The sequence below is a fragment of the Effusibacillus lacus genome, assembly GCF_002335525.1.
Taxonomy (GTDB): Bacteria; Bacillota; Bacilli; order Tumebacillales; family Effusibacillaceae; genus Effusibacillus; species Effusibacillus lacus.
This window is the reverse complement of record NZ_BDUF01000029.1, coordinates 13,261-32,662: the sequence shown is the minus strand read 5'-3', so window position 1 is coordinate 32,662 and position 19,402 is coordinate 13,261. Positions and strand designations below refer to the sequence as shown.

The 19,402-nt window shown below is 49.4% G+C and carries 21 protein-coding genes and 1 tRNA gene; 2 read left to right on the top strand and 20 right to left on the bottom strand.

Annotated features, from left to right (window positions below; genetic code table 11):
* Positions 1–83 precede the first annotated feature (83 nt).
* The 8 genes from mqnC to mtrB all read right to left on the bottom strand — a co-directional run bounded on the left by mqnC (position 84) and on the right by mtrB (position 7,230).
* Positions 84–1,181, bottom strand: a complete 1,098-nt coding sequence (mqnC, locus tag EFBL_RS06965; protein ID WP_096181421.1) for a cyclic dehypoxanthinyl futalosine synthase — start codon at positions 1,179–1,181, stop codon at positions 84–86.
* The gene (locus EFBL_RS06960) at positions 1,178–2,014 is read right to left on the bottom strand and encodes a menaquinone biosynthetic enzyme MqnA/MqnD family protein (RefSeq protein ID WP_096181420.1); all 837 of its coding nucleotides are present in this window, start codon (positions 2,012–2,014) and stop codon (positions 1,178–1,180) included. The genes mqnC and EFBL_RS06960 overlap by 4 nt, the downstream gene beginning before the upstream one ends.
* Positions 2,011–3,126 (bottom strand): aminofutalosine synthase MqnE, encoded by a 1,116-nt coding sequence (mqnE, locus tag EFBL_RS06955; RefSeq protein ID WP_096181419.1) that lies wholly within the window; start codon positions 3,124–3,126, stop codon positions 2,011–2,013. The genes EFBL_RS06960 and mqnE overlap by 4 nt, the downstream gene beginning before the upstream one ends.
* 25 nt (positions 3,127–3,151) lie before the next feature.
* Positions 3,152–3,745 carry a UbiX family flavin prenyltransferase gene (locus tag EFBL_RS06950; RefSeq protein WP_096181418.1) on the bottom strand — a complete coding sequence of 198 codons (594 nt, stop codon included), beginning with the start codon at positions 3,743–3,745 and terminating at the stop codon, positions 3,152–3,154.
* Positions 3,746–3,778: 33 nt separating this feature from the next.
* Positions 3,779–5,236, bottom strand: coding sequence for a menaquinone biosynthesis decarboxylase (locus EFBL_RS06945; protein WP_096181417.1), 1,458 nt, complete (start codon positions 5,234–5,236; stop codon positions 3,779–3,781).
* A gap of 40 nt (positions 5,237–5,276) precedes the next feature.
* Complete coding sequence (locus EFBL_RS06940) at positions 5,277–5,996, bottom strand: demethylmenaquinone methyltransferase (protein WP_096181416.1); 720 nt, start codon at positions 5,994–5,996, stop codon at positions 5,277–5,279.
* Between the two features lie 7 nt (positions 5,997–6,003).
* Positions 6,004–6,864: a heptaprenyl diphosphate synthase component 1 gene (locus EFBL_RS06935; protein ID WP_096181415.1), complete on the bottom strand. Its 861-nt coding sequence runs from the start codon at positions 6,862–6,864 to the stop codon at positions 6,004–6,006.
* 138 nt (positions 6,865–7,002) lie between these two features.
* Positions 7,003–7,230 (bottom strand): trp RNA-binding attenuation protein MtrB, encoded by a 228-nt coding sequence (gene mtrB / locus EFBL_RS06930; RefSeq protein ID WP_096181414.1) that lies wholly within the window; start codon positions 7,228–7,230, stop codon positions 7,003–7,005.
* 115 nt (positions 7,231–7,345) lie between these two features.
* On the opposite strand from mtrB, the gene EFBL_RS06925 reads away from it, so the two are divergent.
* The gene (locus tag EFBL_RS06925; RefSeq protein ID WP_096181413.1) at positions 7,346–7,531 is read left to right on the top strand and encodes a DUF1540 domain-containing protein; all 186 of its coding nucleotides are present in this window, start codon (positions 7,346–7,348) and stop codon (positions 7,529–7,531) included.
* A 128-nt stretch (positions 7,532–7,659) separates the two neighbouring features.
* Positions 7,660–7,884 carry a spore germination protein gene (locus EFBL_RS06920; protein ID WP_096181412.1) on the top strand — a complete coding sequence of 75 codons (225 nt, stop codon included), beginning with the start codon at positions 7,660–7,662 and terminating at the stop codon, positions 7,882–7,884.
* A 41-nt stretch (positions 7,885–7,925) separates the two neighbouring features.
* Here EFBL_RS06920 and EFBL_RS06915 read toward each other — a convergent pair.
* From EFBL_RS06915 to EFBL_RS06860, 12 genes are all read right to left on the bottom strand, one after another.
* Positions 7,926–8,002, bottom strand: a tRNA-Pro gene (locus EFBL_RS06915).
* Positions 8,003–8,092: 90 nt separating this feature from the next.
* Entirely contained in the window at positions 8,093–9,226 is a 1,134-nt protein-coding gene (locus tag EFBL_RS06910; protein WP_096181411.1) for a hypothetical protein, read from the bottom strand.
* Between the two features lie 270 nt (positions 9,227–9,496).
* Positions 9,497–11,104, bottom strand: coding sequence for an acetate--CoA ligase (locus EFBL_RS06905; RefSeq protein ID WP_096181410.1), 1,608 nt, complete (start codon positions 11,102–11,104; stop codon positions 9,497–9,499).
* Positions 11,105–11,291: 187 nt separating this feature from the next.
* On the bottom strand, positions 11,292–11,564 hold the full coding sequence (gene hbs / locus EFBL_RS06900; protein ID WP_096181409.1) for a non-specific DNA-binding protein Hbs: 273 nt from the start codon (positions 11,562–11,564) through the stop codon (positions 11,292–11,294).
* Between the two features lie 140 nt (positions 11,565–11,704).
* Positions 11,705–13,183, bottom strand: coding sequence for a stage IV sporulation protein A (gene spoIVA, locus EFBL_RS06895; RefSeq protein ID WP_096181408.1), 1,479 nt, complete (start codon positions 13,181–13,183; stop codon positions 11,705–11,707).
* A 235-nt stretch (positions 13,184–13,418) separates the two neighbouring features.
* Positions 13,419–14,246, bottom strand: a complete 828-nt coding sequence (gene lipM / locus EFBL_RS06890) for a lipoate--protein ligase family protein (RefSeq protein ID WP_096181407.1) — start codon at positions 14,244–14,246, stop codon at positions 13,419–13,421.
* Between the two features lie 16 nt (positions 14,247–14,262).
* Positions 14,263–14,646, bottom strand: coding sequence for a glycine cleavage system protein GcvH (gene gcvH, locus EFBL_RS06885; protein WP_096181406.1), 384 nt, complete (start codon positions 14,644–14,646; stop codon positions 14,263–14,265).
* A 60-nt stretch (positions 14,647–14,706) separates the two neighbouring features.
* Positions 14,707–15,747: an NAD(P)H-dependent glycerol-3-phosphate dehydrogenase gene (locus tag EFBL_RS06880; RefSeq protein WP_096181405.1), complete on the bottom strand. Its 1,041-nt coding sequence runs from the start codon at positions 15,745–15,747 to the stop codon at positions 14,707–14,709.
* 17 nt (positions 15,748–15,764) lie between these two features.
* Entirely contained in the window at positions 15,765–16,352 is a 588-nt protein-coding gene (gene plsY, locus EFBL_RS06875) for a glycerol-3-phosphate 1-O-acyltransferase PlsY (protein WP_096181404.1), read from the bottom strand.
* Positions 16,353–16,378: 26 nt separating this feature from the next.
* Positions 16,379–17,698, bottom strand: coding sequence for a ribosome biogenesis GTPase Der (gene der, locus EFBL_RS06870; RefSeq protein WP_096181403.1), 1,320 nt, complete (start codon positions 17,696–17,698; stop codon positions 16,379–16,381).
* A 44-nt stretch (positions 17,699–17,742) separates the two neighbouring features.
* Positions 17,743–19,122 carry a DUF512 domain-containing protein gene (locus EFBL_RS06865; protein WP_096181402.1) on the bottom strand — a complete coding sequence of 460 codons (1,380 nt, stop codon included), beginning with the start codon at positions 19,120–19,122 and terminating at the stop codon, positions 17,743–17,745.
* Between the two features lie 87 nt (positions 19,123–19,209).
* Positions 19,210–19,401 carry a capping complex subunit for YIEGIA gene (locus EFBL_RS06860; RefSeq protein WP_231705704.1) on the bottom strand — a complete coding sequence of 64 codons (192 nt, stop codon included), beginning with the start codon at positions 19,399–19,401 and terminating at the stop codon, positions 19,210–19,212.
* Position 19,402 lies beyond the last annotated feature (1 nt).

Genomic DNA, 19,402 nt, shown 5'->3' with positions numbered 1-19,402 from the left:
AAAACTTATACTTTCCTGCTGTCAAAGAAAGCTTCCTCTAAAATGCGCCCTAACTTCCTGAATATGCTTCGAAGAAGCTTTATTTAATAGGTCTCAAGGATTTTGTAATAGGTGTTTCTGCGTGCGGGAGTGAGTCCCGCATCGCGGATCAGCCGGATCAATTCCCGTATATTCATGGAATGAGTGGCTCCTGCTGCACTCACCACATTCTCCTCGATCATGGTTGACCCCATGTCGTTGCAGCCAAATTCCAAAGCTGCCTGGCCAATTTTCGGTCCCATGGTGACCCATGAGGATTGGAAATTCTTGATATTGTCGATCATCAATCGGGAGATGGCCACATTCTTGAGATATTCAACAGCTGTGGCCCGGGTTCCTTTCAAAGCGGTATTGTCCGGCTGGTATGTCCATGAAATAAAAGCCGTAAAGCCGCCCGTCTTGTCTTGTTGTTCACGCACACGAAGCATGTGCAGGATCCGTTCTTCATGGCTTTCGCCAAATCCGATCACCATGGTGGCAGTTGTATTCATGCCGAGCCGGTGAGCGGTATCGTGGACTTCCATCCACTTCGTCCAGGATTCCTTCAGCTTCGAGATGCGCATGCGGGTTCTGTCATCAAGGATCTCTGCTCCCCCGCCGGGAATGGAATCCAAACCCGCTTCTTTCAATTGCCGAATCACTTCTTTCAGGGACAACCCGGACACTTCCACCATCTTCCAAATCTCCGCAGCGGAAAAGGAATGCATGATGATGGTTGGAAAATGGGCCTTGATCTTCCGCAGCAGATCGGTGTAATAAGACAACGGAAGCCCCGGGTGGGTCCCGCCCTGCATCAGGATTTCCGATTCATCCCCGCCAATTTCGTATGTTTCACGGATCTTGTCAAGGATCACATCATCTGACAGAACATAGGCCTCCGGATGCCCCTCCGGACGATAGAAAGCGCAAAAGCGGCAATAGGTGTCGCATACATTGGTATAGTTAATATTCCGGTTTACCGTAAAGGTTACGATATTGTCCGGATGAAGCCGTTTCGTTACCTGTTTCGCAGCCGCGCCCAATTTGATCAGGTCGTGGGACTCATAAAGCGCAAGCCCGTCTTCCAGCGTCAATCGTTCACCGGACAACGCCTTGTCAAGGATGGAATCGACTTTTACAGAGTCCACTCTGGCAATGCTCATAAATTGACACCCCACATTTCTACCTGTACAGGTCGAGGTAATAGTCCGATTTCGTGGCAAGCCCGGAAGTATTCTTCCGCTCCTTTCACCAAATCCCCGTGAAAATCATGTATTAATTTGCCAAAATACTCTTCCCAGAAAGATTGATTGTTGCCATGTAAACGTATCGCCTGCTGAACCACCTGGTCCATGTGGGAAAGCCCCTGTTTCTTGCTTTCCAGAAACAATTGGTGGAGCTTTGCAGCCTGTTCCGGTCTTGAATTGACAAAATCCCGCCGTACGGCCCATATGGCAAAGGTCATCGGCAGACCGGTGCGTCGATGCCATTCGGCCCCCAGATCATAGACATGATAGGGATGGTCACGCAAGGACCAATACAAGGCATCATCGCCGATCAGCAAAGCTGCATCCGCTTCCTCCATCATCCTGTCCAGCACTGGCGGGTGAGTTGAATAATTGCATTTACATCCGCAATACTTCTCCAGCAACACCTTTAACAGGTTAACGGATGTTGCCGAAGTGTTGGGCAATGACACCTTGCGGCCATCGAGATCATCCATCGGACGTTTGGAGAAGAGAAAGATTGAACCCACCGGACCCCGCGACGATACGGACAGGTCAGCCATCGCAAAGTAATGGTCGGCATGTTCCGCATAGGAAAAAGCGGACACGGGCCCAGCCACAATCCGTCCTTCAGCAAGCATCCGATTCAATTCCGTTGGGACTGCAGAAATAAATTTAAACTGTTCCTCGTCGGCTTTTTGATCCAGAAAATGAAATACGGGAAGCACGTTGCTGTAATTGATCCGTCCGACTGACACAAGACCGGTCATGCAATGGCAAACTCCATATTGACAATGTTATAAAGCGTATCCCGCTCAACGGGTATCCGTCCCGCTTCCCGAATCAGGCGGATCAACTCCGATTTCTCCATTTCTTGTTCTGTCTCGGCTCCTGCCGCATGGTAGATTTTCTCTTCCACAACGGTGCCGTCCAGATCATCAGCTCCAAACCACAAAGCGGTCTGGGCCAACTTGGTTCCGACTTGAATCCAGTACGTCTTGATATGATCAATGTTGTCCAGCATCAATCGTGCAACGGCAAGGACTTTCAGATCAAGAAACCCGGTTGACCAGTTCAGATCCGGATATTGCTTGATCAACTCGGTATTCTCCGGATGCCAAGACAAAGGAATAAAAGTTTGAAAACCGCCTGTACGATCCTGCAGTTCCCGGAGCGCGATCAAGTGATCAATGCGATCCTCTTCCGATTCAAGATGGTTGTACAACATTGTGCAGTTGGAGCGAAGTCCCATCTCATGGGCAATTTCATGAATCTCCAGCCAGCGTTCACCCGAAGTTTTGTGATCGGCAATAATGGAACGCGGCTTCTCGGCAAAAATTTCTGCCCCGCCCCCCGGCATCGAATCCAATCCGGCAGCAACCAACCGCTGAAGGATCTCTTCCACCGGCATCTTGTTGACCCGGGAGAAATGATCCAGTTCAACTGCAGTAAATGCTTTGAGGTGCACGTGAGGCAGTTTCTTCTTCAAGCGGCGCAGCAGTTCCTCATAGTAGTCAATTTTCAATTGGGGGTTGTTGCCGCCAACAATATGAATCTCGGTCACTCCCGGCGGTACCATATCGGCACGGTGTTCAATCTCTTCCATCGACATCGTATAGGCTTTCGGGTCTTTCATACGGACGCCGAATGCGCAGAAAGAACACAATGTCTGGCAGATATTGGTCGGGTTAATGTGGCGGTTGGTATTGAAAAAAACATAATCGCCGTGTTTTTTCTCGCGAACATAGTTTGCCATATGTCCCAAAGCGATGATGTCATTGGATTTCATCAAACGCAAACCGTCTTCTTTTGACAACCGGATGCCGGCTTGGACTTTTTCCCAAATATCGGAGAATGGATGGGTTTTCCCGATAACTTCCATTAGGCTCTCCTCCCGAAAACTTGTATTATTCACCCCAGCGGCGGAACAAATTGTGATCAATCCGCAAAGCGTCCAGTACCTTGCCAACGACAAAATCAACCAAATCATCAATTGTCTGCGGCAGATGATAGAAGCCGGGCATTGCAGGCAGAATGCGTGCACCTGCTTCCGCCAGCATCAGCATGTTCCTCAGATGAATGGCATTCATAGGCGTTTCCCGCGGAACCACCACCAGGGTGCGTCCTTCTTTCAATGCGGTGTCGGCCGCCCGTTCCAACAAGTTGTCCGATGCGCCATGAGCAATTGCCGATAAGGTCCCCATCGAACAAGGTATGATAACCATCCCGTCCGTATGATGGGATCCGCTGGCTACCGGGGCCCTATAATCGTGCATGTCATGAACCTGAACACTGGCGGGGTCCACCTTGAACCATATTGGGATTGAGGAACGGTCACCCGCAGTAATGTTCCACTGTAGCTCTTCGCGGAACACTTGCCAGGATGCATTGGTCAGCAGCAGATGGACCAAATGACCGGCTGCGGCCAGCTCCTGAACAAGCCGAACGCCATAGATTCCTCCGCTGGCACCGGTAATGCCGACAACAAACTCTTTGCTCATAATTCGCATACCCCTTACCGCTAGGAAGACGGCTTACAATTTAATTCCGTATTTGTTCCACTTTCGGTCTACCAGTTCAACAGTTTCCTTGTTCATCCAGATCTCATCCGGCCAAACTCGTGTGTACCCTTCTTCCTTCCACTTCCTGGTTCCGTCAATCCCGATCTTGGAACCAAGATTGGGAAGCGGGGAAGCGTGGTCGAGGGAATCCACGGGACCTTCCACGATCATGATGTCCCTCTTTGCATCCACATTTCCAAACACACGCCATGCCACATAGGAATGGTTCTGGACATCCACGTCGTCATCCACCACTATAATGCATTTGGTCCAGGTCATCTGTCCCATTCCCCACAGGGCGCTCATTACCTTCTTGGCATGCCCCGGGAACCGCTTCCTAATGGATACGATGGCACAGTTGTGGAATACCCCTTCCCAGGGAAGACTCAAATCCACCACTTCCGGAACCACCATTCTAAGTGGCGGCAGAAAGATGCGTTCTGTCAACTTGCCAAGGTAACAATCTTCCATTGGGGGCTTCCCGACAATGGTAGTTGCATAAATCGGGTTTCTGCGGTGGGTAATGGCCGTAATATGGAATACAGGATACGGCTCAACAGGAGTATAGTACCCGTTGTGATCGCCAAACGGTCCTTCGTCCCGCAATTCACCGGGTATAACATAGCCTTCCAGGACAATCTCCGCATTGGCGGGGACTTCCACATCCACCGTTTTGCACTTCACCATCTCCACCGCCTCCTTGCGGAGGAACCCGGCAAGAATCATCTCGTCTATCTCAGGTGGAACCGGTGCAATGGCCGAATACATAACCGCCGGATCGGAACCGATCGCAACCGCCACTTCGAGTTTGTCTTTCTTCAACTCGCCGGCACGACGGTGATGTTCCGCTCCCACTTTGTGCAACTGCCAGTGCATTCCGGTTGTACGCTTGTCAAATACTTGCATTCTGTACATGCCGCAGTTTCTTTTGCCTGTTACCGGGTCTTTTGTAAATACCAGCGGAAGTGTGATGAACTTTCCGCCATCATCAGGCCAGCATGTAAGAATGGGAAATTTGTCCAGATCCACTTCATCTCCGGTCAGCACAACTTCCTGACAAGGAGCTTTTGCAACGGTTTTGGGCAAGAAAGAACCCAGTTCCGCAAGTTTAGGCAGTTGTTTGAGTTTGCCGAGCAGGGAAGCGGAACCGGTCGGCATCTCCATAAACCGCATGATTTCTCTGCCGATGTCATCGAAATCCTCAATTTCAAAAGCCAGTTTGGTTCTGTCAAAGGAGCCGAAGGCGTTAATCAAAACCGGCATGTCGGAACCCTTCACATTTTCAAACAGCAGCGCAGGGCCTGCCGCTTTGGACACCCTGTCCGTGATTTCCGTAATTTCCAAGTACGGGTCTACTTCTTCCCTGACCCGAACCAGCATTCCTTTGGATTCAAGCGCATCGATAAAATGACGTAAGTCCCTGTATCCCATATTGTACTCCTTGCGGATTGTAGTAAACAGAATCTGTTCATCAGGACTGCGGCTTATAACCAATATGCATGGCGGCAATTCCGCCCGTCAGGGTTTTCGATTCCACCCTTTCAAGGCCTGCATTCCGGAAAATCCCTTCCAGCCCCTTGCGATCCGGAAAAGATCTGAGCGATTCCGGAAGCCAGCTGTAGGAAATATTATCCCGTGAAGCAAGATTGCCGATCTTGGGAAGGATCTTCTCAAAATAAAAATAATAAAGCGCACGAAACGGCGGCCATTCCGGCTTGGACAATTCAAGGGAAACCACCATTCCCCCCGGTTTCACCACCCGGGCCATTTCACCAATTACATGTTGGACATCAGGAACGTTGCGCAATGCAAATCCGATGGTGGCATAATCAAAAGTGTCGCTTTCAAACGGCAATGCCATGGCGTTCCCATGCACCATTTTTACCTGATTGGCAAGACCCTTCTGTAAAATCTTGCGATCTGCCTCTTCCAGCATTGGTTCACAGAAATCAACTCCGACCACCCGGCCTTGCGGCCCTGCGGCTTCAGCAATGGAAATCGCCCAATCACCGGTACCGGTGCACACATCAATAGCTGATTGTCCCGGCTGAACGTTCATCCGCTTCATGGTATAAGATCGCCACAGCTTATGCTGCCGAAAACTCAGCACACTGTTCATAAGATCGTAGCGTTTTGCAATTTTCGAAAAGATGTAGTGTACTTTCTCTTCCTTGGTGTTAAAATGATTCATCAATCCATCACCCCTCTTCCACATTTTTCCGGGGCTGCAAATACATGTCATTCAAAAACTCAATGACATCGGAAAAAGATTCAACGGCAACCGGTGATTCCTGGATCGACAACAGTTGCCTGACAGTCATTAAACCTGCTTCCAACTGATTGAACATGAAGCCAGATGTGCCATATTTCACATGCAATGTCATAACTTTGGTTTCTTGCAGGAATGCGTTTGCAAGTTCATCTTCCGTCGCCCGGTTTGTCAGATATACATGGGAAAAATTCCTGTTATACTCACCTGAAAGAAACTGATTGTACTCATTGCCCATGACATACGTCCGGACAAGCATGCGCACCAGGTCGGCAACAACCGGTTTCCCCTGCAGGTATTGGCTGCAGAGGACATACAACAGTTCTCCTTCAATCCGTTCACACAGAAACAAATACTTGTCGGTATTGGACCGTTCCTTTTGGAACAGTGCAAACCTCTCGGCTTTTGCTTCGTTGATACGCGCGATTGCTTCCGCAAACAGCCCGATCTTGTCAACTTGCCCCCAGGAAGCCAGTAAATAAAAGTACTTGCTTGAATAGTAATCCCCGGCCAAGACCTTGAGCTGCTGCGTTGCATCCGCATGGGTTTCCTCAATCTGTTCATGCACCGACAAACCGTGGTAGATCAACATTAAGGCCGTTGCCAGCAGTTCGGTTTCTTCTCCGGAACAACCGGCAGTCCGCAAGATCGATAAGGCCGTATTCAATTGAAACAATTCCGGATTTGGCAAACCGATTAATTTTGTCAAATAAGAATGATGCATTTCAGACAAAACTTGTCCACACATGCGAAGGGACATGTGTTCGCGGTCCGTTTGTTCAATTATCATGTCATCAACTCCCTTCGCAGCAGAGAAGGTCACAATCAGTAAGCTATATTTCAGTATAGCACAACAAGAACCTTTAGGAGTATAAAATAAATCTCAGGAAAAAACAAAAAAGCGAGGAAGTTCTCGCTTTCAAACTGCTCATTCGTCTTCGGAATATGTATCCACCCGTCCGAATTTGGTCCAAACTACAGCCTTTCCCCTGACTTTGATGGCGGAAGTGTGCTCTGTGAACTGGGCGATCATAATCTCCCCCTTGTCCAATTTCTCCGTGTGATGAAAACGTGTATCCGGGCCGCGGGTCAGACCAATCACATGAACCCCGTTTTCTTTGGCTTTGACAAGGAAATACTCTTGTCCAATCTCCATGGTCTTTCCTCCTTTCAATGAGACTTCCGAGCGATTCGATTATATCATCTGCAGGCAGGAACAGGCAAAATAATTAGTGTGCTGCGGGGAAAAGTAGTAGCAGGAGGTGATCCTCATGCCGGGAGGCGTCAAATGCGGGGTAGAAGAATGCATTTACAATGATCACAACAATCATTGTACCGCCGATGCCATAGAGGTAATGTCCAACGGCAACGAAATTGTTGGCACCACCAAGGGAACCCGTTGCGCTACATTTGAATTTGAGAGACACACCAACGATTATGGCGAGATCGTCAGATAACTGATTACCGCGCAAATTCTCTTGCGCGGTTCCTTTTCTGTTATTAATAAGAACCTTGCGCCCAGAACTACCGGCACCCAAGATACATACATTATGGGAGAGCGCACAGAACAAGGGGTGATCGACCAATGCCGGCACTGATCCTGGGACCGATTAAAATTGTTGGAATTTCAGATGGAGGGACTGCCTTGTTTGGGGATACCGCTTTCATTGCACCCAAAAACGCTTCGAAATCTTATTCAGGTGCAGGCGGAGGCATAACCGGAGACTTCGGCGCAACTTTCAGTGTGATCAGCAGTACCAACACTGTGGATCCCGATGTGGTAGACAGCAATGTTGCTTCAGCCACATGATATAAAGAAAAGACCCTTGATGACTCAAGGGCCTTTCATTTTGGTCGGGATAGCGGGATTTGAACCCACGACCTCTACCACCCCAAGGTAGCGCGCTACCAAGCTGCGCCATATCCCGTTCCCTTATGGTGACGACGAAGTAGATTATACATGAATCTTTGGGAACTGCGCAACTTGTTTCTCGACTCGAATCTGACAAATGCTCAATTTAGCTGATAAACTTGAATACTTCCTCCAAAATTCTTGCCAACGCCTCCATTATGACAATAATGCCTCGCAGCAGGAGATCCGCCCATTTAAGGACTTCAGCCACATATACATTTTCGTCAACCTGAACATCCAAGGTGTTAACGGCGTTGTTTGAGGCAACGGATGGTTCGGTAATGGTCACCTTATTGGGGTGACTCATGTTGACTGTCAAGATGGGGGATGAGGTTACATAACCGGCTTGATTCTGGGCAAATACCCGGAAATGGCGGATACCCGTTGCGGTCGGATCCTTATAAGTCAATATGGACGAAGCTGTCCGGACGACCATGGTGCCGTATCTTCCGTCCAGAATGTCCGTTCCCTGCCTTGTCACAATCGGCTCCGGAATCGGGTCTCCGTCCGAATAGGCCACCAGCGTATAGGTAAGGTTCGATTGCCCGTTTTCTCCAGACCAGACAAAATGCAGTTGATACCCCACATCCCCGTGCTTTATTACCTCTTTGATCCGGAGTTCCGGTTTCTTTGGAATATCGGGCTGGGATCGAACTCCCAGATGTGTCGCATACCACTGGTACAGATTGGGTACCTCTGAGGCAAGCGGCAAGTCCAGATTCTCCTGCGGAACCACGTTATACATGGAAGCGTCCCAACGCAGCGGACCAATCTCTTTCATCTGCTGCAGGGAGTCATGTCTTGATGGAAACGTGTAGACTCTTTTGGCTGTTGGAGATCCAAACAGCTGAACATAATCTTCTGCTGCAATCTCTGCCAGTTCCCACCGGTGTTCGGCAAGTTGGTTAACCCTTAAATCATTGGCAAGTCCCCTGATCTTTGCATAAGTGGACTGCCGCCAGCGATCCTTGTCCGTTATGGAAAATCCGTCCTGCTTTACTGAGTAGTAATGGGTCACATGATGTCCGTATTCATGAGACAGGGTTTTTGCCAATGACTCAACGGTTGTCCGCTCGTTTCCGCCGTAAAGGTCGATGGTTCCCGGAAGCATTTTCTGCCGGTTGAACAAATCGACAGACGTTTTAAAAGAATACTCTCCGGCGATGGACTTCCCTTTCGGATACCCGTCAAGCACCCTGACTTCAGCCAACAATTTCAATTCTTCACCATGTGCATTCATTTTCAGCTCCTGGTAAAGCTGCTGCAGCCTATCCGTTGAGTTCCAGGCTGCAGACTCGCTTGTGAACCGAATACCTTCAGGTGAGGTGAAAACAGCTGCCGCAGCCCTATCTGATACAGCAATAAAACTAAGGAAAAAGGCAACGATCCATACAAGGCTTCTGGCGATAACACTATTCAAGTTCGCTTGCACCTCTCTTTCAGCAGCCTTTCCTTACCCCTGCAATCCAGGAAAAATTACGGGGATGTCGGCTGACACCCCTCAATCCCATCATGACAACGTTTGTTTCTCTAACATCCGCAGTTCAATCCTGCGTATTTTGCCAGACGTGGTTTTGGGAAGATCTTCTACGAATTCGATTTTTCTTGGATATTTGTAGGGAGCCGTCAACTGTTTGGTATGTTCCTGCAATTCCCTGACCAGTTCTTCCGAACCGGAGTACCCTTTTTTCAAGACGATAAAAGCTTTCACCACGTGTCCGCGATCCGGATCCGGGCTGGCGACTGCGGCGCACTCTGCAACTGCGGGATGCTTCACCAACGCGTCTTCCACTTCAAACGGACCAATGGTATAACCGGCTGATATTATAATATCATCGGCACGTCCCTCAAACCAGATATACCCGTCTTCATCCATTCGGCCCTGATCTCCCGTTACGTACCAATCTCCCCGAAACGCACGGGCTGTTCGCTCTTCATCATTCAAGTACCCTTTGAAGAGGGCCACCATATTGCGGTCGATTGCGATGTCCCCAACTTCACCGACCGGTACAACCTGTCCCTTCTCATCAATAATTGCGACGTTAACAACTGGCGAGGGTTTGCCCATCGATCCCGGCTTTGGTTCCACTCCTACAAACGTTCCCACCACCAGAGTGTTTTCCGTTTGGCCGTAACCATCCCTGACAGTAATATCAAATACCCGTTTAAATGTATCGATCACTTCACGATTCAAGGGTTCCCCGGCTGAGCAGGCTGACCGCAGCTTCTTTAACGAGTAGTTCTCTATTCCGGTGACCTTGGCCATCAGCCTGTACTCCGTAGGAGTTGCACAGAGCACGGAAACAGGATACTTTTCCATCAATTTCAGATAGGTTTCGGGAGAAAATCTGCCTTGGTAGACAAAGGCGGTTGCTCCTTTGCCAAGAGTCGACACAAACGGACTCCATATCCACTTGGCCCATCCAGGGCCGGCTGTAGCCCATACTATATCATCTTCCCGTACATCCAGCCAATAGGTTGCCGCCACTGCCAGATGCGCATAGGGCCAGCCATGTACATGCATGACCCCCTTGGGTCCGCCGGTGGTGCCTGAAGTGTAGGAAAGAAACGCCAGGTCCCCGGAAGGGGTGTCTAGGGCCTCCATTGAATCGTCTGCTGCTGTCACAATGTCCTCTAAGGCGATCCAACCGTCCTGCCTCCCGATAACGACAAAATGTTCAATGGTAGGACAGTTGGCCCTTACTTCCTCCACCTCTTTTACACTGCCTGGAAAAGCGATTACCGCTTTGGCTCCCGCATGGTTGGCCCGGTACTCAATGTCTTTTCCCCTAAGCATTTCAGAGCAGGGCATGATAACGGCTCCAATCTTGTTAAGAGCCAGGTAAATTCCGTAAGCCTCAATCCCCCTTGGAACCAGTACTATCACTTTGTCATGCCGGTTAATTCCCAAAGCAAGCAAACCGTTTCCGATTCGGTTGGCATAGGCGACCAGTTCCCGATACGTGACTGTCCGCTCAGTTTCTTCCTCAGTGACTACAATAAGCGCTTTCTTATCGGGATGTTTGACCGCATAATCACTCACTTGCGCGGCAAAATTATAAAACTCCGGAATTTGTAATGGAAATTCCTTACCCAAAGAGTTTTGGCCTGTTTCCATACAGTGTCCCCCCAATGAAATCTATTTGGCTTCCAACGCTACATATTCTTTTTCTTTTTGAAATATTCCTTCTGAACTGAATAGTCAAAACGCATTCATCATTGACGATTTCTCTGAAGAAAACAGCAAAGCGCCCGGATTGGATCCTCGGGCGCTTTCTCTTATGCTGAGAAAATAGTTGCAGGTTTTATTTGATTGCGTCCCGGAGTGCTTTGCCGGGTTTAAAAGCAGGGACTTTCGACGCGGCAATCTCAATCTCTTCGCCGGTCTGGGGATTCCTTCCCTTTCGGGCCGCCCGTTCCCTTGTTTCAAAGTTGCCGAAACCGATGAGCTGCACCTTGTCCCCTCTTACCAATGCTTCCATTATGCTTTCAAATACGGCATCCACTGCTCTTGCCGCATCTTTCTTCGTGAGTTCTGATTTCTCCGCGACCGAATTCACCAGGTCTGTCTTGTTCAATTTCCAACACCCCCTCTCCTGGGTTCTCTTAACGCAGTATTACTTTTGTATCCAAAAATTATGCAAATATACATCGAAACTCCCAAAAAATAAAAGAAAGGCTGGAGGCAGCCTTTCTCACAACAAGCGACCAAATTCCTTTACAGGATAATTGCGATCAACCCGCCGCTTCCTTCGTTAATGATGCGTTCGAGGGTCTCTTTCAACTTGTATTGTGCGTTCTCCGGCATCATGGCCAATTTTGCCGAAATCCCTTCTCTTACGATGGCTGAAAGGGATTTGCCGAAAATATCCGAATCCCAAATCTTAAGGGGATCCTCCTCGAAGTCCTGCATCAAGTATCGTACCAGTTCTTCACTTTGTTTTTCGGTGCCGACAATCGGTGCAAACTCCGATTCCACGTCAACGCGGATCATATGAATGGAAGGAGCTGTTGCCCGAAGACGGACGCCAAACCGGGAACCCTGGCGAATCAGTTCGGGTTCGTCAAGAGTCATTTCTTCCAATACCGGAGGTGCAATGCCGTAACCGGTCAGTTTCACCATCCGCAAAGCTTCTGCAATCTTGTCATATTCCCGTTTGGCGGTGGTAAAGTCTTTCATCAGTTGCAGCAAATGATCTTTTCCACGGATTTCGACACCGACAACTTCGGTCAATACTTGATCATACAGTTCGTCTGGGGCAGTAAGGTCAATGTCGGCGATTCCATGGCCCATATCCATGCGTGCCAGAGCGGCGCGGGAAATGAAGTCGTAGTCGTTGAATGCACCTACCACCCGATCGATGTCACGCAGTCTTCTGATATCCTGAACTGTGCTACGAACGCATTCCTCATAGTTGGATCGCAACCAATGATCCTGATCAAGCACCATTACCCAGGAAGGCAGGTTTACATTGACCTCGTGCACAGGGAACTCATACAGCGCTTCCCGCAACACCAGCATGATGTCATCCTGATTCATGGTGGCAACTGACAAGGCTACAACGGGAATGTCATACTTCTCAACCAGTTCGGACCGAAGCGCTTCCGTTTCCGGATGGTGCGGGTGAGTCGAATTGATGACCATGACAAAGGGTTTTCCAAGTTCCTTTAACTCCGAAACAACCCGTTCTTCCGCTGCAAGATAAGAATCCCGGGGTATTTCCGCAATGCTTCCGTCAGTGGTAATCACAAGGCCAATTGTGGAATGATCGGCAATGACCTTGCGTGTTCCGACTTCTGCAGCTTCCTGAAAGGGTATCGGTTCGTCAAACCACGGGGTGGTAACCATGCGGGGACCGTTTTCATCTTCATAACCGCGTGCACCCTGGACTGCATAACCAACGCAGTCCACCAGTCGGACATTGATGTCCAGACCTTCCGCCACATGGATCTCGACAGCCTGGTTGGGGATGAATTTCGGTTCAGTAGTCATGATGGTCCGACCTGCCGCACTTTGCGGCAATTCGTCCGTAGCACGTACTCTGTCTGCATCATCCACAATATTGGGAAGAACAATCAACTCCATGAATTTTTTGATAAAAGTGGATTTACCGGTTCGAACAGGGCCCACTACGCCGAGATAGATGTCCCCTCCTGTTCGCTCCGCGATGTCTTTGAAAATATCAAACTTCTCCACGCTTTTCCCTCCCTCAAAATATCGGCGTAGAAGTTACCGTTTCCCCGTGTCATCCCTCCTCAGAGCTCTTGGATGGTTTGTAGATTTCTATCAACAGCCAAGAGTTTATTCCGAGGCGGCTTTAGGGGCTTTTACATTCGTTCTTCTCTATAGATATGCGGGAGAAGCAGTTTTAGAACAAGCCCAAATCAAAAAGCACCCGGAATAACGCTTCCGAGTGCTATGTATATGCGTATTATCTCTTTTCATTCCACTGACTTGTCGAATACTTAGTTTCGATCAGTTCATCCGTTAAGGCTCTTTCTTCATCCGTCAGTTCGCCTGGTTCCAGCCGAACATTCAGGCCTGTCTCAAATCCCCGGCGAAAAGCTTGTTCGGCTTCCTCAAACGTCACATCACGACCTGCAATCTGCCGAATGGATACCGCTTTGTCCGTAAAACTGGCTTTAACGCGTTGCCGCAGTTTTTCCGACGAAAAGTACAGAACTGAGAACAGCAAATCAACATCCAAATCCAAGAGAATGGATCCGTGCTGGAGAATAACCCCGTGTTGTCTTGTTTGGGCACTGCCGGTAATTTTCCGGCCTTCCACAACCAATTCGTACCAGGAGGGAGAATCAAAGCATGCCGAAGACCCCAGCGATTCATATTTTTCTTTATCCGCTTCTGATGCCAATGACACCATGGTGGCTTCCAGGCCCAGGTTCCGGAATCCATTCACCAGCCCCATTGACAGGATCCGGTAGGATTCGTTGACCGAACGCGGCATCATTGGATGGGACTCGGTTATCACGATGGAATAGGTAACTTCCCGATCATGCAACACAGCCCGTCCTCCCGTGGGCCGACGGACAAATCCGATTCCCTTGGCTGCAAGAGCGTCAAAGTCCACTTCCGAAACCCTTTGGAAATACCCAATGGACAAAGTGGGAGGATCCCACCCATAAAACCGGACCGTAGGCGGAACAAGCCCGCGGCTGTGCGCAATCATAACCGCTTCATCAAGTGCCATGTTTTTTGCCGGGCTGTATTTGCCCGTCGGTAACAAACGCCATGTTTCCAATGTTGGCCCCCGGCAATTACCCTTTAATAATCTCCGCGTACTGGGCAGCAGTCAGCAGTGTGTCCAATTCACCCGGATCTTTCATTTCCACAACCAGCATCCACCCGTCTCCGTATGGAGATTCGTTAACTTTTTCAGGAGAATCAGCCAAAGTTTCGTTTACTTCCAGGATTGTCCCGCTTACAGGTGCATACAGGTCCGAAACGGTTTTCACAGACTCCACAGTTCCAAAGGTGGAGTTTTGCGCGATTTCGTCGCCAACTTCCGGCAATTCAACGAATACAATATCCCCGAGTTCCGATTGGGCGAAGTCGGTAATTCCTATGTACGCTTTGTTACCTTCCACACGCACCCACTCATGTTCTTTGGAGTACTTCAGCTCAGCAGGCAAATTGCTCATTTTGTTACCTCCTCGACTTTGTTCAACCAGTTAAATTGTAGCAGATTTTAACAATCTCCGCTATTCTTCCCATCTCATGGACATTCGGGCCACTTCCTCCATCTCATGGGTTTTTCCCCGTCCCATAAGATCCTCCACTGCCGCCCGTGGGTTCTTCCCTTCAAACAGGACATGAAAAATGGCATTGGTGATCGGCATGATCACTTCATGTTTTTGGGAAAGCGCGTATGCAGCTTTGGTAGCATGGATACCTTCCACCACCATGTTCATGGAGGACAACACTTCATCCACCGTTTTTCCCTGGCCCAGTTGGTAGCCAGCCCGCCAATTGCGGCTGTGCTTGGAGGTGCAAGTCACAATCAGATCCCCAATCCCCGCAAGCCCCGCAAAGGTCATCTGAGCGGCCCCCATTTGGATTCCGAGCCGGGAGATTTCCGTCAGTCCCCTTGTCATCAGAGCGGCTTTGGCATTGTCCCCGAATTGCAGTCCGTCAGACAGACCTACCCCCAAGGCAATGATATTTTTCAGGGCTCCCCCCAGCTCGGCCCCCACCACATCAGGATTGGTATAGACACGAAAATAGGTGTTCATAAACAGATCTTGAAACGCTTCTGCGGTTGCTCGGGACTTGCTGGCTACCACAACCGTTGTGGGGAATCTTCTGGAGACTTCCTCCGCATGGCTTGGACCTGTTAAGACTGCCAGGTTCCTGGCATCCAGCTGGGGAATTTCTTCAAGTATCACTTGGCTCATACGGTTCAATTTTTCTTTGTCAAAGCCCTTTGTGGCATGAATGACCCTGGTGTCTTTATGTATAAATGGAGAGACCTGTTTCATGGTATCCCGAAAAGCAACGGACGGCATGGCCGCCAAGACGTAGTCATGATCCGCCAGAGCCCTCTCCAGATCGGAAGTTGGAGAAATGGTCTCCGGCAATGTTACATCCGGCAAATACCTGGAGTTTGTCCGTTCTGCCAGAATTTCATCAACAACTTCCTGCCTTCTGGCCCACATGGTCACTTTGCAGCCATTATCGGCCAATACAAGCGCCAGAGCAGTCCCCCAACTGCCAGCTCCAATTACAGCAACAGAACTTCCCATACAAGCCTCCTGCAACCCTATTTTCTACCCAGCCGATTTTCCTTGCCCTGTATCAGACGCACTATATTGGTTCTGTGTCTCCAGTAAGCCATGACGGCCATGGCCAGCGACATCCAGAAATAAACCAGAGGCTGGCCGGTCAGCAAAACTGCAATCGGCAAAATCGTCAGAAAAATTAAAGAAGCAAGGGAAACAATGCGAGAAATTACCAATAAAATGATTGCAATAATACCCGCAATGATACCAGGCAGGAAAACGACACTGACTACAACCCCAATGGTCGTGGCCACTCCTTTGCCGCCCCGAAAATTGAAAAACAAAGGCCAATTGTGGCCAATTATCGAGAAGAGTCCCCCGATGGCCATTCCAGCATCCGTTCCAGTCAGCAAATACCCTGCCGCCACTGACATCACGCCCTTTAAGGCATCCGCCAGAAAAACAATCAAGGCAGATTGCTTCCCCAACACACGAAGCGTATTGGTCGCCCCTGCGTTGCCCGAACCGTGTTCCCTGATATCAATTCCCGCTTTGTATCTTCCAACCAGATAGCTGAATGAAATTGAACCCAGCAAATATCCGATGACAGCCGAGAAGATGTACGGCACCCATATCTCCTCCAGAAATCAGCTAATCAGTCTTTGGTCTTTTTTCGGATAAAGAGACGGATCGGCGTTCCTTCAAACCCGAAGGCATCCCGCAACCTGTTCTCCAAAAACCGTTCGTATGAAAAATGCATTAGTTCCGGGTCGTTCACAAAGATAGCAAAGGAAGGCGGTTTTACTGCCACTTGGGTCGAATAATTGATCCGAAGCTTTCTTCCTTTGTCAGTTGGTGGTGGAGTCATCATAACAGCATCTTCGATAACGGAGTTGACTGTGGAAGTGGAAATGCGCAATGCGTGGTTATCAGCAGCTTTTACCACAGCATCAAGGATTTTTGCAATGCGTTGTTTTGTTTTGGCCGACACAAACAGGATCGGCGCCCAAGGAATAAACGGAAACTCCTTGCGGATTTGCTGCTCAAACTGATGCGCCGTTTTGTCGTCCTTCTCCACAAGATCCCATTTGTTTACCACTATCAGCATAGCACGTCCTTCTTCCAATGCATAGCCGGCAATGCGTTTGTCCTGTTCGATGATGCCCTCTTCACCGTTAATGACCAAGACGGCCACATCGCACCTTTCAATTGCCCGCAGTGCCCGAAGAACAGAATATTTTTCGGTGGTCTCGTAAACTTTTCCGCGTTTTCTCATTCCAGCCGTATCAATGATCACAAAATCCTGTTCCCCGCGAGAGAAAGGGGTGTCAATTGCATCCCGGGTCGTACCGGCCACTTCGGACACCATGACTCGCTCTTCCCCAAGGATCGCATTGACCAAAGAGGATTTTCCTACGTTTGGCCTGCCGATCATGGCGAACTTGATTGTCTCCGGACTGTATTCTTCTTCGTCATACGAAGGAAAATGCTTGGCCACTTCATCCAGCATGTCCCCAAGCCCTATGCCATGACCGGCTGCAATGGGAACTGGATCACCAAATCCCAGCTCATAAAAATCAAACCTGTTGTTTAACATATTGGGGTTGTCAAGTTTGTTTACCGCCAGTACAACGGGTTTCCCGGAACGATACAGGATGTCTGCAACTTCTTTGTCGGTTGCAGTCAAACCCGTTTGCCCGTCCACCAAAAAGATAATGACATGCGCTTCCTGAATCGCCAGCTCTGCTTGTTCCCGGATTCTCAACAGAATCTCATCGTCGGTGCCAACTTCAATACCGCCGGTGTCTATGATATGAAATTTTTTGTCCAACCATTCGGCACTGGAGTATATACGGTCCCGGGTGATTCCGGGCTTATCTTCGACAATCGCGATCCGTTCTCCTGCCAAGCGGTTGAAAAGAGTTGATTTCCCTACATTAGGACGTCCGACAATAGCTACAACCGGTTTTGGCATTGTTTGGATACCGCCTTTCGTAAAAAAATGGGCCTGCAGGCCGTTTAGAAACCGCCTGCACAGCCTAACATTCCGGAGTGTGCCAGCGTTGCTTCATAGCGTCTGCGGGGGGGCAGTTTGTCTGTCATCCCCAACGCCCCTTTGATCAATCCGGTAGCGTTGGCCGGCAGCACCAGCACCGGTTTTCCCAATTCGGCCGACAACCGGTCAACCGTATAATCGTCCAGGAAAATATCTGCATCATCTTTCAGCATGATGTCGGGTATCATGACCAGATCCGCCGTGCAAGTATCTTTCAGTTGGGCAACAATGTCGAAGCCTGTTATCAATCCGGTCACCGTCACCATATGCCCGTAAAAATCGTTTCGAATCACATGCAGATCCACCCTGAGGTTGCCCACATTCTCCAGGAGTCGAATGCCGCGGCGAATCGTATCAGCAGGAGACATTCCCGTTACAACGGCCACATGACGTCTTTCCTTCAAGGAGGAAGGAATCTGTTCCTTGATCTCTTCCAACTCGTCCAGAAAATTCCGGATCAGACCCACTCCGTTTTCCGTTTGTGCAAACTCATCGTAACGTTCGGCAGGCGGGACCTCCCGTCCGGCCATCACATAAAACTCGTCAGCCGCATGTACGAACGCGGCTCCTTTTTCCTGAAGGAACTTCTCCTGCCAAGCTTCCACCTGACTGATCACCCTGTCGGCCTCTTCAGGGGTCACACTCCTTATTTCTGCAAGACCCCGCCGGTGTTTGGTCAAACCAACCGGAACCACGGACAAAGTCCTTACTTGAGGCCAGTAAGGGGCCAGTTCCCTGATGGTTCGGTCCAACTCTTCTCCATCATTCATCCCAGGACAAAGCACGATCTGGGTATTCATTTCGATCTCGTGTTCCGCGAGGTAAGCGATCTGGTTGAGGATTTCCCCCGCTTTCTTATGTCCAACCATGAAGTTGCGCAATTCGGGATTGGTGGTATGAACGGAAATGTTCAGGGGAGACATCTTCAAACGGGCGATCCGTTCCAGATCCGCCTGTTTTAAGTTTGTCAGCGTGACAAAGTTTCCATGCAGGAAGGACAACCGGTAATCGTCATCCCGCATGTTCAGGGTCTGTCGCATGTTGCCCGGGATTTGATCGACAAAGCAAAATACACACTTGTTATGGCAGAGCTTGATGCGGTCGACAGTCGGGTGTTCCCAGTCCACACCCAGTGTTTCATCATACCCTTTTTCCACATCAATCAGCCATTCTTCCCCGTTTGACTTGATTACCTCGAGCTCAATCGCCTCGTCGGTAATGGCAAACTGATAATCTATAATATCTTTGATCGGTTGGCCGTTAATCGACTTAATTTCGTCGCCAGGCTCCAGTTCCAGTTCCTCTGCCAGCGACCCGGGCCGAACCGCTTGAATCTTCGGCATCTCATCACCTGCTTTCCAGACTGACATGTATTTTGCAGTCTCAATTGATTATTATCTAATAGAGAAGTCTCTTGAGTCAACAGTCAATCAATGGCGAACAATAATCATCGTCTCTTGCGTGACTTCATGAGCAATTCCATCGAGGATTTTTTCCAGGGTGAAAGCCGTAGACTGCAGTTCCTTTGGGTCATTGGCATAAAAAATCGGGCTGCTCCCCCCGACTTTATCCCTTGCTGTGGTGATTACCGCAAGAATGGTCTTTTCCAGCGTAGTGCCCATC